This is a genomic window from Paramesorhizobium deserti (assembly GCF_001558695.1).
Taxonomy (GTDB): Bacteria; Pseudomonadota; Alphaproteobacteria; order Rhizobiales; family Rhizobiaceae; genus Paramesorhizobium; species Paramesorhizobium deserti.
Window position 1 is genome coordinate 183,973 of sequence record NZ_LNTU01000038.1, and the last position, 12,976, is coordinate 196,948.

Consider the following 12,976-nt stretch of genomic DNA (forward strand, 5'->3'; position numbering starts at 1 on the left):
CGCGATGAAACCGCAGGCGCAATCAGCCCCTGTCGTTCTCGTGGTCGACGATTCACCCGATACGCTCGGAATGCTCACGGACGCCCTCGATCTGGAGGGCATGAAGGTGTTCCTTGCCGATAGCGGCCGCGCCGCCTTGAACCTCGCACGGGATATCGAGCCGGATATCATTCTCATGGATGCGAAAATGCCGGGCCTCGATGGTTTCGAAACCTGTCGCATACTGAAAACCGAGATGGGGATGGCCGACACCCCGGTCATTTTCATGACGGGGTTCGGGGACAGCGAGCATGTGGTAAACGCTTTTGCGTCGGGTGGCGTCGACTTCGTCGTCAAACCCGTTCCACTGGTGGAGCTTTTGGCGCGTATGCGGGCGCATCTGGCCAATGCACGCCGCGCGCGCTCGGCGCGCGATGCGCTCGACAACACCGGCCGGCGCATCTTGGTCACCGATGCGGCGGGCCGGGTCCTGTGGGCAACGCCGCAGGCAAACGATCTCCTGATACTATGCGGTATTGCCATCGAGGAAGGCAGCCGGCTGCCGTGGGAGCTCACCGACTGGCTCTTGTCGCAAAACGCAAACGGCAGACAGGCCTATCTTTTTCAACGCAACGGAAAGCAAATCGAGTTTCGCGCCGCTGGTGGCGCGGAAGGTTCGGAGCGACTGGTACGGCTGATCGATCGTGATGCCGGAACGGACGAAGAGCGCCTGGCCATCGCATTCGGATTGTCGCTGCGCGTCGCCGAGGTGCTGCTATGGATCACGCATGGTAAGTCGAACAGAGAGATCGCCGAAATTCTCGATCTGTCGCCACGCACGGTCAACAAGCATCTGGAACAGATCTTCGACAAGCTGGGGGTGGAGAACCGCACCGCCGCTGCGACCATGTCGGTGCGCATTCTATGGAATGAATAGGCTGATGCCTTGACCATCGGGTGTTATCGGTCGAAACCGAATTGCATGCCTTCTACAAATCGATCTGGATGCTCGGTGCGCCGGAAAAAATCAGCAAGATTGACAAGGAATTGGCGCGCAATCGGTGCGGCACGAGGTTGTCACCCATGTCTTAGGTACGATCTGTTACCTATGTCTCCGGGCTGGACCCCTAATTTCGTTGGTCGGAGTGAGAGGATTCGAACCTCCGACCCCCTCGTCCCGAACGAGGTGCGCTACCAGGCTGCGCTACACTCCGTGACCAATGATGGCGGCTTATAGCGCTGCGTTTTTCCGCCTGCAAGACGTTTCGTCAAAAAAACGATGTGAACCTTCCCCACATGCTTTTGGACGGATTCCATTGGCTGCGAGCCGGGCGTAGGCTATGTCTGAAAATGAAGCCAGCAAGTGGAATCGCGAAGCCGGTGCCACAATCAGAAATTATCCGGGGTGAGACATGACCGACCTTGTTGTCAGCTTTATCATGAGCGGCGGCGTCGGTTCACGGCTTTGGCCGCTGTCGCGAGAGGATTTCCCGAAACAGTTTCACGACCTTTCCGGCCAGGGATCGATGCTGCAGAAGACGGTCCGGCGGATGCGTGCGCGCCGGGCCGGATCGGCGCCGGCTTACCTGCTCGCATCGGAGCTCCACGCCGCCCGCATCGGCCAGGATCTGGCCGGCATCGGGCTTGGCGGCGGCAGGCCGATCTTCGAGCCGGTGGGCCGCAATACGGCTGCCGCCGTGGTGCTCGCCACCGAGATAACGTCGCGCGAACATGGCGATGCGCTCGTCCTGGTCGTGCCCTCCGATCACGAGATCTCCACCGATCGCGATTTCTGGGACACGGTCGAGGCAGGCGTGCCGGCCGCCCTTGACGGGCGTATCGTCGTTTTCGGCATTCGGCCGGACAAGCCGGAAACCGGCTTCGGCTATGTCGAAACCGGGCCTGAAAATGACGGAGTGCGCGATGTCGTCCGGTTCATCGAAAAGCCGGACGAGGCGGCGGCGAAATCCTATCTGCAGCAGGGAAATTTTTGCTGGAACGCCGGCATTTTCTTGTTCCGCGCGAGCGTCATGCGCGAGGCTTTCCTGACGCATGCGCCGGAGATCTGGCACGGCGCGGTGGCGGCGCTCGATCAGGCGGTGACGGATGTGTCCGGCACCTACCTGCCATACGATCTCTATGCCGCCGTGCCTTCGATCTCGGTGGATTACGCGATCATGGAGCATATCCGCAATATCGGGCTGGTCGAGGCGCGATTCCGCTTCCACGATCTTGGTTCCTGGCAGTCGCTCCTCGACATGCGCGCCCAGTCGGGCGAGCATGACGGCGATGGCAATGTCGTGGTGGGCGATGTTGTCGCCATCGATTGCGAGCACAGCTATCTGCGCAGCGAGGGGCGACTGATCTCGGCGGTGGGCCTGCGCGACATGGCGGTCGTCGCCACGGAGGATGCGACCTTCGTCGCGCCGATCTCCGAAAGCCAGCATGTCCGCAAGATCGTCGAGCAGCTGGAGAAGACGGGGCGGCTCGAGACGAAATTCACGCCCGCGCCCGACCGCATGCCGGTGGCGGGCGCCTATGCGGACCGCGTGCATCATTGGCTGTTCGAGGAGACCCTGCCGCTCTGGTCGACCGTGGGCGTGGACGAACGCCATGGCGGCTTCTTCGAGGTGCTGTCGCTCACCGGCCTGCCGATCGAGCGGATCAAGCGCACGCGCACCATGGCACGCCAGATCTATGCCTTCGCGGTGGCCAAGGAGATGGGTTGGGACGGCCCGGCGAGGGAACTGATCGATCACGGCATACGCTTCATCAAGGCGCATGGCCGCACCGAGCGCGGCGGCTGGGTGAAGACATTCAATCCGGATGGCAGCGCGGCGGACCCGACCGAGGATGCCTACGACCAGTCATTCGTTCTCTTGGCGCTGGCCCATGCCCATAAGGCGGGACACAGGGATGCCCTGCCGCTTGCGACGGAGACATTCGCCTTCATCGACGAATATCTCGCCGATGCGCGGTGCGCCGGCTTCCTTGAGGAGCCGGCCGATCGTGACAGGCCGGACTGCATGCGCCGCTCCAACCCGCACATGCATCTGCTGGAGACTTTTCTCGCCTGGCATTCCGTCACGGGCGAGCGCGGCTTCCTCGAGCGCGCCGCACGCATCGTCGATCTTTTCCGCTGTCGCTTCTTCGATCCCGATAGCTGGACGCTGGGCGAGTTCTTTACCCAGACCTGGGAGCGCATGCCTGGCGAGAAAGGCGAATGGACGGAGCCGGGCCATCATTTCGAATGGGCGTCGCTGCTTGTCGCATTCGCCGCTGCCTCCGGCCAGAAGGATGTGGTGCGGCTCGGGCGCAAGCTCTATGCCTCGGCCATCGCCAACGGGCTCAACCGGGCAACGGGCCTTGCCTATAATTCGGTTTCCCGCCACGGCCTGCCTATCGACCGCAATTCGCGCAGCTGGCCGCAGACCGAGGCGATCAAGGCGGCCATTGCGCTCGACGGCAATGGCGGACCTGATCTGAAACCGGAGATAGAAGCGCGTGTCGGACGCCTGTTCCGCTGGCATATCGAGCCGGCGCCGAAGGGTCTCTGGATCGATCTGATCGATGAAGAAGGGCGCGCGCGGGCCAATGACGTCCCCGCCTCCATCTTTTATCATCTCGTCTGCGCACTGACGCAATATATGGATTTTGCCAGGAAGGTTTAGGCCGGAACGACGGTCTAACGGTTGACGACGCTTTAGCAGCCCGCAAGGTAAGGGGATCAATATTTCAGAGCCGGGGCCGGTGGCGATGACCGAGGCGGGGCTGATCTGGAGCCGCATCGAGGCGGCGCATGGCCGCCATCATCTCGACCAGTCGCTCACCGATGCCGAATACGAGATCAACTCCTGGAAACTGGAGGCGGGCGTCGACGGCCAGTTCCACGAGAACGCGCGCGGCCGGCTGATCGGCAGCGTCTGGGTCAATTACGGCACCGCCACCGCCGACATCGCCTCCTATTACGGCCATGGCCGCATGGAGGTGGGCGGCACCGGGCTGGGCGCCGCACTGACCTGGTATGACGATGCCGGCTATTATCTCGACGGGCAGGCGCAGCTCACCTGGTTCGACAGCGACCTCACCTCGGCCAGCCTGCGCCGCAGCCTCGCCGACGGCCTGGACAGCCTCGGCTATGTCGTCAGCCTGGAGAGCGGCCAGCGCATCGCGCTCGACGAGCACTGGCTCCTGACGCCGCAGGCGCAGCTCACCTATGCCGCGCTCGACCTCGACGGCTTCACCGATCCCTATGGCGCGAAGTTCGCCTACGACAGGCCCGGCAGCCTGACGGCGCGCATCGGCCTGGCCGCCAACTACCAGAGCAGCTGGCAGGACGCCATGGGCTTCACCCGCCAGGCCGACCTCTACGGCATCGCCAGCCTCCACCGCCAGTTCCTCGGCCGCAACAAATGGAGCGTCTCCGGCGAACGCTTCACCACAACGGAGGAAAACGTCTGGGCCGAAATCGGCGCCGGCGGAACCTACAACTGGAACGACGGTCGCTACGGCATGTTCGCCAAACTCGCCGCACAATCCACCATCGAGGACTTCGCCGAAAGCTACGCCCTTTCAGGTAACCTCGCCTTCAAGGTCAAATGGTGAGGGGCAACCGGGCATTCCGATGTGGGGATTGCCCGATCCGCTCTCAGCCTGCGGAATAGCCGAAGGTGACGGCCGGCTCGGCCGCCGTCTCGACCCAGATGCTCTTGGTCTGGGTATAGGCCAAAAGTGCCTCCCTGCCGCTCGACCTGCCATAGCCACTCTTGCCGAAGCCACCGAAGGGCGACATCACGCTGATCGTCTTATAGCCGTTGATCCAGAACGTGCCGGCCCGCACCTGCGAGGCAATCCGGTGCGCACGGGCTACATTCTGTGTCCACACGGCGCCCGCCAGCCCGTATGGATTGTCATTGGCGAGGGCGATCGCTTCCTCTTCCGTGTCGAACGGGGTCACGCCCACGACGGGACCGAACACCTCTTCCCTCGAAAGGGTCGCATCCGGCGCGACATTATCGAGAATGGTCGGGGCGAAATAGAAACCGCCGCTGCTCTCCAGCTCGGCCGGCCTGCTGCCGCCGGTGACGAGATGGGCGCCCTCGCCGACACCCTGCCTGACCATCGCGCTGATCTTGCCCCACTGGCGCAGATTGTTGATCGGGCCGATTTGTGTCGTCTCAAGACCGGGATTGCCGACCGGTATCCTTTCCGATGCCCGCGCGTAGCGTTCGACGAATTCCGCATGAACGGAGCGATGGACGAGCAGCCGTGAGCCGGCGACGCAGCTCTGACCGGCGCCGCCGAAGATCGCCGACTGTGCGCCCAGGGTCGCCCGGTCCATATCGGCATCGGCGAAGACGATGTTGGCGGATTTCCCGCCGAGTTCGAGGATGCACGGCACGAGGTTCTGAGCCGCTGTTGCCGCGATCAGCGCACCAGCCTGCGCCGAACCCACGAAAACCACCAGTCCCGTCCGGCGATCCGCGATCGCCGCCTGGCCGGCGGTGACGCCCTGGCCGGCGATGACGTTGACCAGACCGCGCGGCGCGCCGCCTTTTTCGCAAAGCAGGCCGAGGATGAGCGTGCTGAGGGGTGTCAACTCGGATGGCTTGATGACAACGGCGTTGCCGGCGCAGATGGCGGGAGCGATCTGCCAGCCGCCGGTGAAGAGCGGCGCATTCCAGGGTGTGATCTGGACGACGACGCCAACCGGCTCGTGCCTGGTATAATTGAGATGCGAGGTCGGCACGGGGATGACGTCGCCATGGAGCTTGTCGCACCAGCCCGCGTAATATTCGAACATCTCGGCGACACGGATCACCTCGCCGCGGATATCGCGGATCGGGCGGCCCGCCGAGCGGCTCTCGATCTCGGCGATATCGGCGGCATGTTCGCGGATTTTCCGGCTTATCTCGGTCATCACGCGGCCACGTGCCGATGCCGTCAGCTGCATCCATTGCCGCTGCGCCTGGGCAGCCGCCTCCATCGCCGCATCGATGACTGACTGGTCCGCGTCCCGGAAGGTGGCGAAAGGCTTGCCCGTTGCCGGATCGGTCAGCGTCAACTCCTCGCCGCCGCCGACGACGATCCCGCCATCAATCAGGCTGCCGATTTCCTCCATACCGCTGAAGTCCTTCAGGATTTCCCTGATCCGTTGCCCGGGATCGCGCGTAATATCCAGATTACCCATTTTTCCTCACCCTTACTTTGACGTTTGGAAGTCGCCCATTCGTGTGAAGTCGTCCTTGTCCTCCAGTTCCGCGGCGTCGGCCCAGAGTTCGGCGACCAGATCGGCGACGGGCAGATTCACGCCAGTCCGGGCGGCAAGTTCCCGTGCGAGGCGGACGTCCTTGCGCATTAGCCCCATGGAGAAGCCGCTGTTGAATGTGTTGGACATGATCCAGGTCGGGAAATGCACCTCGCTGATCATCGAGCGTCCCGAGGCGGCGTTGAGCACCCTTAAAGCCGCTTCCGGATCGAGGCCGGCGGAGAAGGCGAGTTTCAGCCCTTCCTTCGTGGTGATCATGTGGGCTGCCGCAAGCAGATTGTTGACCAGCTTCGCGACATTGCCGGCGCCGCTGGGGCCGACATGCAGTGCCTTTGCCGCCATCGCCTCGATCACCGGGCGGGCCAGCGCGACATCTTCCTCGGCGCCGCCGATCATCATGGTGAGCTTGCCCGACGCCGCGCCGCCAGGGCCGCCGCTGACGGGAGCATCCAGGAAGCCGTGGTCGAGGGCGTTGAGCCGGAGCGCCAACTCGCGGCTGACATCGGGCTCCGATGTGGAGGTGTCGATGATGATGACGCGGTCGCCATGGCGGTTTTTCAGGGTATCAATGTGGTCGTTGACGACGCTGGCGACATCCTTGGCCGTGGGCAATGAGAACACCAGGAATGTGCTTCGCTCGAAAGCATCGGCGATGCCGTTGACGGGGACAACGCCCGACTTTTCGGCAAGCGCCTTGCGTTCATCGGAGAGATCGAAGCCCAGTGTCTCGAAGCCCTTTCCCGCCAGGGTCTGCGCCATGCCGAGCCCCATGCTGCCCAATCCGATGACGCCGACGATTGTCTGCTTTTCCTTTGACATACGGTGAACTCCCTTGGTCAGCCGCCAACATGGTCGGCAAGGTCGCATCAAAGCAAAGGAGGTGGTAGACGATGATCCGGGAACAAGGCGTTGCCGGGGGAGCAACGTGATGCTCAGCTTTTGAAAGCCGACATCTGCGAGGCCAGATAGGTCGCCAATTTTTCCACGGATGCCGGCAGTCTCCTGCGAGCCTTCACCATCAAATGCGCGCTGGCCTCGAAGAGCAGTGGGTCCGAAAGCTCGACGACGCCCAGAATACCCCGCGATAGCTCCGTCGTGACAGCGAACCTCGGGAGAAATGTCACGCCCAGGCCTGCACTGACGAAACGGCGCAGAATGTCGATCGAGGGTGTATCGAGCAGCGGCGCAACCGCCACGCCACGATCGGCGGCAACGCGTTCCACGAGCTGGGTGACGCCATGGCCCTTGCTGAGCATCGCACAGGGCGTTGCGAGGCATTCCTCGAGTGCTATCCGGTTTCGCGAAAGCAGCGGATGGCCAGGCGGTGCAACGAAACAGAGCGATTGCCGGGAAATCGCCAGCGAACGGATGCGCGTATCGATCGGTGGATTGTAGGCGATGCCGATATCTGTATCGCCGTTCGCCACGCTGTCGAGGATATGCTCGGTGCTGCCGAGCTGCACATCATATCTGATGGTAGGGTAGACCGCGACGAACGGTTTCATACCATTCTCGATGAGGTCGCCAAGAAAGCCCTCGCCGCAGCATATGCGGACGCGGCCCTGTTGGACACCTCGCAATTGATCGAGCTGCTCGGCGAGCAATTCATGATCTTCAACCACGCGCCTGGCGTGGTCGAGAACGAGCTGCCCTGCGTCGGTAAGCTCGACGCCGCGGCTCGTTCGGTCGAATAGTGGCAGGCCGATATTGCGTTCCGTCTCGGCGATCTGCCGGCTGACGACGGAAGGCGCCACATTCATGCTCTCCGCGGCGCTGCGGATCGAGCCGAACCGCACCACCGCCATGAAAATCCGCAGCGCCTTGGCATCCAGTGTTTCCATGGGAATAGCGTGGGCCAGGAGACAGCACGAGTCAATCAGCGTTGCTGTGGGAGCAACACCTTGCCGGTGGCAAATCCGTCAGGCAGCGCGCAGCCGCTCCTCTACCAGCGAAACCCACATGTCCGCGCCGAGCGGAAGGAGCTTGTCGTTGAAATCGAAATAAGCCGAATGCAAGCCCGGATTGGAGCCGTCCTTTCGCGCTCCGAGCCAGAAATAGCAGCCAGGAATCTCACGCAGCATGAAAGCGAAGTCCTCGGCTGCCATGCTCGGCAGGGCGTCCACGACCTCGATTCCGTTGACGCGGGCACCGAGCTCGCGCACGAACCGCGCGCAGTCCGGATTATTGATCGTCGCCGGATATCGCGCGGTATGGTCGACATCCGCCGTGCAGCCGAAGCCTGTCGCCACCGAAGTGGCGAGCCCGCCGATGCGCTCGGCGATCTTCCGGCCGACATCTTCGTCGAACCAGCGGGTCGTCCCGCGGATCACGACCTCTTCCGGGATGACGTTCCAGGCATCGCCGCCATGGATCTGGGTAGCGGAAACGACCGCGGACTGCAGCGGCGAGACATTGCGGCTGGCGATCGTCTGCAGGCCGGAGACGATCTGGGAGGCGGCCACGATCGGGTCCGCGCCCTCATGCGGCATGGCTCCGTGCGCGCCGCGCCCTCGGACCTTGATCTCGAAGGTGCCAAAGGCCGCCATCATTTCGTCGTCCCTGGCGACGCAGCGCCCGAGATCGAGGCCCGGCCAGTTATGCATTGCGTAGATGTCGTCCATGGCGAAGTCGCGGAAAAGCCCGTCCTCGACCATCGCGCGTCCGCCGCCTTCGCTTTCCTCGGCCGGCTGGAAGATGAAGTGGACGGAGCCATCAAACTGAAAGCGGCTTGCCGCCCGCGCCGCCGCAAGGGCCATCGCCACATGGCCGTCATGACCGCAGGCGTGCATTCTGCCTGATGTCTTCGACGCGTAGGGAACACCGGAATACTCGAGGATGGGCAGCGCATCGATATCGGCACGGATGCCGATGGCCCTGGAGGACGTGCCACGCTGCAGCGAGCCAACGACCCCCGTCTTTCCGTAGCCGGTTTTGACGGAATAACCCCATTCGGAGAGCTTCCGGGCGATGAAATCAGACGTTCCATGCTCCTCGAATGCAAGTTCGGGATTGGCGTGCAGATGATGACGCCATTCCACCGCTTCTTCGATTTCCGCTCCGGGAATGCGGGGCTCACCCATTCTGTGTTCCTTTCTCCGGCAGATGCGGCGTAGACCGCCGCATCTATCCTGTCAGATCAGCCGCTGACGCGCAGCATGATTTCCGCGATCACGGCGGAGCCAAGATAGGTGCCGAGCATGACGCAGATCGCGACAATCACGATCTTCCAGCCGGACTTTCGCGCAATGTCGAATTCTCCCTTGGTCAGGGCAAGGCCGCCATAGGCGAGTGCGGGTGTCGCCAGAGCAAGGAAATTCAGTGCTTCGACCTTGGCAACAACCCATTCCGCGCCGGGAATGCCGGGAATGGTGACGACGATCGCCAAGAGAGAAATCCAGGCAACGCTAGGCAGATAGAACGGCACGAAGCGGGCGAGGAACAGTCCGGCGACTGAGACGATATAGAGGATCGCCATGCCGGGCAGCGCGGTGAGCGGATCGGTTCCCGTGCCGACCCAGTTCGAGACGAGGCCGATGATCGATACGATCAGAAGCAGAACGGAATAGCGGGCGACGTCGATCTTGCGTTCGTCCTCGCCATGCAGCGGAAGCGACTGTTCGGCGGAAGAGGTGTTTGCGGTATTGAGGCTCATGGTTTCCTCCTATCGGGCTGCGGCGTCTTGCGGGCGGCACTTCTTGTAGAGCCACTCCGTCAGGGGAAGCGCGACGAACAATCCGACATAGAGGCCTGTCGCGTAGGTGAGGATGTTGCTCGCGGCGGCAAGGGCCAGGATGACGTCCTTCTGCTCCGGCATGATGGAAACCAGGCTGCCGGTGCAGGCGGCGAGCATGCTGCCCGAACCCACGCCGCAGGACATGGCGAGGGCCCGCATGTCGAACCAGCCGAGGCCATGGATGAGCGGAGGCATGATGGCGAAGACGAAGGTTCCTATCAGTGTTCCCGTCGCATAGACGCCCATTGCGCCCGCGCCTTCCGGACTGTTGAGGCCGAACTTGTCCGCGATGACGGCAAGGTTCGGCTCACGGTCGATCGAATAGGTCGCGCCGATGGATTCGCGTCCCATGCGCAACAGGAACACCGCGATCGGGAAAGCGATGAATATCGTTCCCAGATTTCCGATCTCCTGCAGGATGAGCGCCGGGCCGGCCTTGATGATCTCCTCGATCTGCGGCCCGACGGTCGTGCCGAATTTCGCGATGAACGGCATGATGGCGATAGTGATCATCGTTCCCGACAGCTTGACGGCCTTCGGCGGAATGAGCGCGGCCATCTTTTTGAAAATATAGGGATTGAGGGCAATTCCCATCGCGAACGCATAAAGGATGGGAAGGAATACGACCGTTCCGATTCCGATCGAGATTTTCCGGATGCCAATCAACTCGGCGATGATGACGAGGGCGAGCACGATGGCGTGAAGCCACCAGCCTCCAGCTGTCAGGGAACGTTGACTCATATGATTCTCCTCTGGTCGAAGCACATTGGTTATTATTGGTTTTCGTGCGGAGAGCGAGTATGAATTCCAACTGGCGGTTTTGTAGTCCCCTGACGGGGAACGAGGCGTTGCCGGCCGAGCAACGCCGCCGCAGTTGCTCCGTTCACCGACACTTCATCAGGCACCGATCCCAGTGCGGTTCGCCACCGAAACGCTCGACAAGCGTATCGATCAGGAGCCTCACCTTGCCCGGGACGTTGGTCCCCGGTGGGCGCACGACATAGATGCCGAATTCGGGAGTCGGATAGTCGATGAGCAGTGGCTCGAGTGCGCCGGTATCGATCTCATCGGCAAGCAGAAAGGTCGGTGTTTCGGCGATGCCCAGTCCCGCCTTGGCCCATTCGATGATGGTTTCTCCGCTGTCCGAACGAAGACGACCGGTTGGGCGCACCGCAATCCATCGCTTGCCGGAGCGGAATTTCCATTCAGGGCTACTGCGACCGGTATAAATGAGGCATTCGTGCCTTGTGAGGTCCGCCGGCATGGCCGGTCGTCCGTTACGGGCGAGATAATCCGGACTGGCGACCACCAGGGACCGGGCGGGAGCAATTCTGCGGGCCACCAGGCTTGAATCCTGCAGCACGCCGATACGGATGGCGGCATCGTATCTTTCACCGATCAGATCGACGATCCGATCGGTGAAAGATACGTCCATCTCAAGTCTTGGGTGACGCCTGCTGATATCCGCCAGTATAGGGGCGACATGACGAACGCCGAAAGATAGAGGTAGAGACAGGCGCAAGCGGCCGACCACTTCTCCGCTATGCTGGGTCACCGCCTCGCGCGCCTCGTCGAACTCGGCAAGAATACGTTCACTGCGCGCCTTGAACTCGAGCCCCGCTTCCGTCGGGCTGATTCCGCGCGTCGTCCGGTTCAGGAGCCGGGTACCGAGATCGGCCTCCATCTTCCCAATGCGCCGGCTGATGATGGATTTGGAAATGCCCAGATGCACTGCGGCGCGATTGAAGCCGCCATTTTCCACGACTTCCACAAAGCACCGCATATCGTCCAGATCGATCATGAAAGTGTTCCTGTGAGAGCAACAGTTTGGTGCTCATTTTAAGCATTCTGGTGCGCAATTTGCATCACTATTTTATCGCCACCACATTGATCAGGAGCATCCCAATGTCGAAAGTTCACGTTCTCACCAGCAGTGTGCTGGGCGACGCCTCCGTTTCCAATCAGCTGGTCGACGAGACCGTCTCGCATTTGCGTTCACAGGATCCCGGTATCGAAGTCACCACGCGTGATCTCGGCGGCAATCCGGTTCCCCACCTGACCGTTGACTCGGCAACCGCCATACGCGGCGCCGAACCGGCGAATGCCGAGCAGGCTACCGCCCAGAAGCTCTCGGATGAACTTATCGCAGAGTTAAAAGCTGCAGATATTATCGTCATCGGTGCGCCGATGTATAATTTCGGCATGGCGTCAACACTGAAGGCGTGGTTCGACTACGTGCTGCGGGCAGGCGTCACCTTCCGCTATACGGAAGCCGGGCCGGAAGGTCTTGTCACCGGCAAACGGGCGATCGTCGTCCTGACGCGAGGCGGCCTCTATAGTGAAGGCCCGGCGCAAATAATGGATTCCCAAGAACCGCATCTGCGCAATCTGCTTGGCTTCATCGGAATTACCGATGTCACTTTCGTCAGAGCGGAGAAGCTTGCATTCGGCCCGGAAGTTCGCGCAGAGGCCATCGAGGCAGCGCGCGCCCGGATCGGGCAGGCCGTCAAGGTTCAACAGTTTCAGGCAGCTTGAAACAGTCGATGACGGCATGGGCAACTCCCGCGAAGCATCGGAGTGGTTTTCGATCTGGCCGAAAATCACTCCGGAGCCGCCCATGCCGCTCCGCCTTGAGGCGGATCAGGATTTCAGCGCGGTCACCACGACTTCGATGAGCGCGCCGCCGCCGAGATCGGCAACGCCGACCGTGGCACGGGCTGGCAGGTCTTCGCCGAAGACTTCGGTCCAGACCGCGTCCATCTCCTTTTTATGGGAAAGATCGGTGACGAAGATCGACGCCGAAACAACCTTGGGGATGTCGGTGCCGGCTTCCTTGAGATAGGAAGCGATCTTGCCGAGAATGTTGCGGGTCTGCTCGCCCATCGACACGCTGGTGTCGTCGGCGATGGTGCCGCCGACAAAGACGAAGCCGTTGGCCTCGACGGCGCGATGCATGATGGGCGTGCGGATGTTGCGCGTGATCGTCATTGATTTCT

Annotated in this window: 12 protein-coding genes and 1 tRNA gene; 4 read left to right on the forward strand and 9 right to left on the reverse strand. The window is 61.9% G+C overall.

Translation table 11 applies throughout. From position 1 onward, the window contains the following. The first annotated feature begins 4 nt into the window (after nucleotides 1–4). The gene (locus ATN84_RS21890) at nucleotides 5–916 is read left to right on the forward strand and encodes a response regulator transcription factor (RefSeq protein WP_068884629.1); all 912 of its coding nucleotides are present in this window, start codon (nucleotides 5–7) and stop codon (nucleotides 914–916) included. Between the two features lie 200 nt (nucleotides 917–1,116). Here ATN84_RS21890 and ATN84_RS21895 read toward each other — a convergent pair. Then, nucleotides 1,117–1,193, reverse strand: a tRNA-Pro gene (locus ATN84_RS21895). Nucleotides 1,194–1,391: 198 nt separating this feature from the next. Here ATN84_RS21895 and ATN84_RS21900 point away from each other — a divergent pair. Continuing rightward, nucleotides 1,392–3,650 carry an AGE family epimerase/isomerase gene (locus ATN84_RS21900; protein ID WP_068884630.1) on the forward strand — a complete coding sequence of 753 codons (2,259 nt, stop codon included), beginning with the start codon at nucleotides 1,392–1,394 and terminating at the stop codon, nucleotides 3,648–3,650. Nucleotides 3,651–3,735: 85 nt separating this feature from the next. Beyond that, nucleotides 3,736–4,584 (forward strand): autotransporter family protein, encoded by an 849-nt coding sequence (locus ATN84_RS21905; protein WP_068884631.1) that lies wholly within the window; start codon nucleotides 3,736–3,738, stop codon nucleotides 4,582–4,584. A 43-nt stretch (nucleotides 4,585–4,627) separates the two neighbouring features. On the opposite strand, the gene ATN84_RS21910 is transcribed toward ATN84_RS21905, so the two are convergent. From ATN84_RS21910 to ATN84_RS21940, 7 genes are all read right to left on the reverse strand, one after another. After that, nucleotides 4,628–6,169, reverse strand: coding sequence for an aldehyde dehydrogenase family protein (locus ATN84_RS21910; RefSeq protein ID WP_068884632.1), 1,542 nt, complete (start codon nucleotides 6,167–6,169; stop codon nucleotides 4,628–4,630). Between the two features lie 12 nt (nucleotides 6,170–6,181). Further along, nucleotides 6,182–7,066, reverse strand: a complete 885-nt coding sequence (locus ATN84_RS21915; protein ID WP_068884633.1) for an NAD(P)-dependent oxidoreductase — start codon at nucleotides 7,064–7,066, stop codon at nucleotides 6,182–6,184. Nucleotides 7,067–7,179: 113 nt separating this feature from the next. Further along, the gene (locus ATN84_RS21920; RefSeq protein ID WP_068884634.1) at nucleotides 7,180–8,088 is read right to left on the reverse strand and encodes a LysR family transcriptional regulator; all 909 of its coding nucleotides are present in this window, start codon (nucleotides 8,086–8,088) and stop codon (nucleotides 7,180–7,182) included. Between the two features lie 78 nt (nucleotides 8,089–8,166). Further along, a complete protein-coding gene (locus ATN84_RS21925; protein WP_068884635.1) occupies nucleotides 8,167–9,327 on the reverse strand; it encodes a M20 aminoacylase family protein in 1,161 nt (386 codons plus the stop codon). Nucleotides 9,328–9,383: 56 nt separating this feature from the next. Further along, entirely contained in the window at nucleotides 9,384–9,899 is a 516-nt protein-coding gene (locus ATN84_RS21930) for a hypothetical protein (protein ID WP_068884636.1), read from the reverse strand. A 9-nt stretch (nucleotides 9,900–9,908) separates the two neighbouring features. After that, nucleotides 9,909–10,721, reverse strand: a complete 813-nt coding sequence (locus ATN84_RS21935; RefSeq protein ID WP_068884637.1) for a DUF3100 domain-containing protein — start codon at nucleotides 10,719–10,721, stop codon at nucleotides 9,909–9,911. Nucleotides 10,722–10,863: 142 nt separating this feature from the next. After that, nucleotides 10,864–11,781, reverse strand: coding sequence for a LysR family transcriptional regulator (locus tag ATN84_RS21940; protein ID WP_068884638.1), 918 nt, complete (start codon nucleotides 11,779–11,781; stop codon nucleotides 10,864–10,866). Nucleotides 11,782–11,885: 104 nt separating this feature from the next. On the opposite strand from ATN84_RS21940, the gene ATN84_RS21945 reads away from it, so the two are divergent. Continuing rightward, the gene (locus ATN84_RS21945; protein ID WP_068884639.1) at nucleotides 11,886–12,515 is read left to right on the forward strand and encodes an FMN-dependent NADH-azoreductase; all 630 of its coding nucleotides are present in this window, start codon (nucleotides 11,886–11,888) and stop codon (nucleotides 12,513–12,515) included. Nucleotides 12,516–12,620: 105 nt separating this feature from the next. Here ATN84_RS21945 and ATN84_RS21950 read toward each other — a convergent pair whose 3' ends face one another. After that, nucleotides 12,621–12,968: a RidA family protein gene (locus tag ATN84_RS21950; RefSeq protein WP_068884640.1), complete on the reverse strand. Its 348-nt coding sequence runs from the start codon at nucleotides 12,966–12,968 to the stop codon at nucleotides 12,621–12,623. Nucleotides 12,969–12,976: the final 8 nt, after the last annotated feature.

Coding starts and splice junctions, on each gene's coding strand:
- ATN84_RS21890 (WP_068884629.1), top strand. CDS start 5: ATGAAACCGCAGGCGCAATCAGCCCCTGTCGTTCTCGTGGTCGACGAT.
- ATN84_RS21900 (WP_068884630.1), top strand. CDS start 1,392: ATGACCGACCTTGTTGTCAGCTTTATCATGAGCGGCGGCGTCGGTTCA.
- ATN84_RS21905 (WP_068884631.1), top strand. CDS start 3,736: ATGACCGAGGCGGGGCTGATCTGGAGCCGCATCGAGGCGGCGCATGGC.
- ATN84_RS21910 (WP_068884632.1), bottom strand. CDS start 6,169: ATGGGTAATCTGGATATTACGCGCGATCCCGGGCAACGGATCAGGGAA.
- ATN84_RS21915 (WP_068884633.1), bottom strand. CDS start 7,066: ATGTCAAAGGAAAAGCAGACAATCGTCGGCGTCATCGGATTGGGCAGC.
- ATN84_RS21920 (WP_068884634.1), bottom strand. CDS start 8,088: ATGGAAACACTGGATGCCAAGGCGCTGCGGATTTTCATGGCGGTGGTG.
- ATN84_RS21925 (WP_068884635.1), bottom strand. CDS start 9,327: ATGGGTGAGCCCCGCATTCCCGGAGCGGAAATCGAAGAAGCGGTGGAA.
- ATN84_RS21930 (WP_068884636.1), bottom strand. CDS start 9,899: ATGAGCCTCAATACCGCAAACACCTCTTCCGCCGAACAGTCGCTTCCG.
- ATN84_RS21935 (WP_068884637.1), bottom strand. CDS start 10,721: ATGAGTCAACGTTCCCTGACAGCTGGAGGCTGGTGGCTTCACGCCATC.
- ATN84_RS21940 (WP_068884638.1), bottom strand. CDS start 11,781: ATGATCGATCTGGACGATATGCGGTGCTTTGTGGAAGTCGTGGAAAAT.
- ATN84_RS21945 (WP_068884639.1), top strand. CDS start 11,886: ATGTCGAAAGTTCACGTTCTCACCAGCAGTGTGCTGGGCGACGCCTCC.
- ATN84_RS21950 (WP_068884640.1), bottom strand. CDS start 12,968: ATGACGATCACGCGCAACATCCGCACGCCCATCATGCATCGCGCCGTC.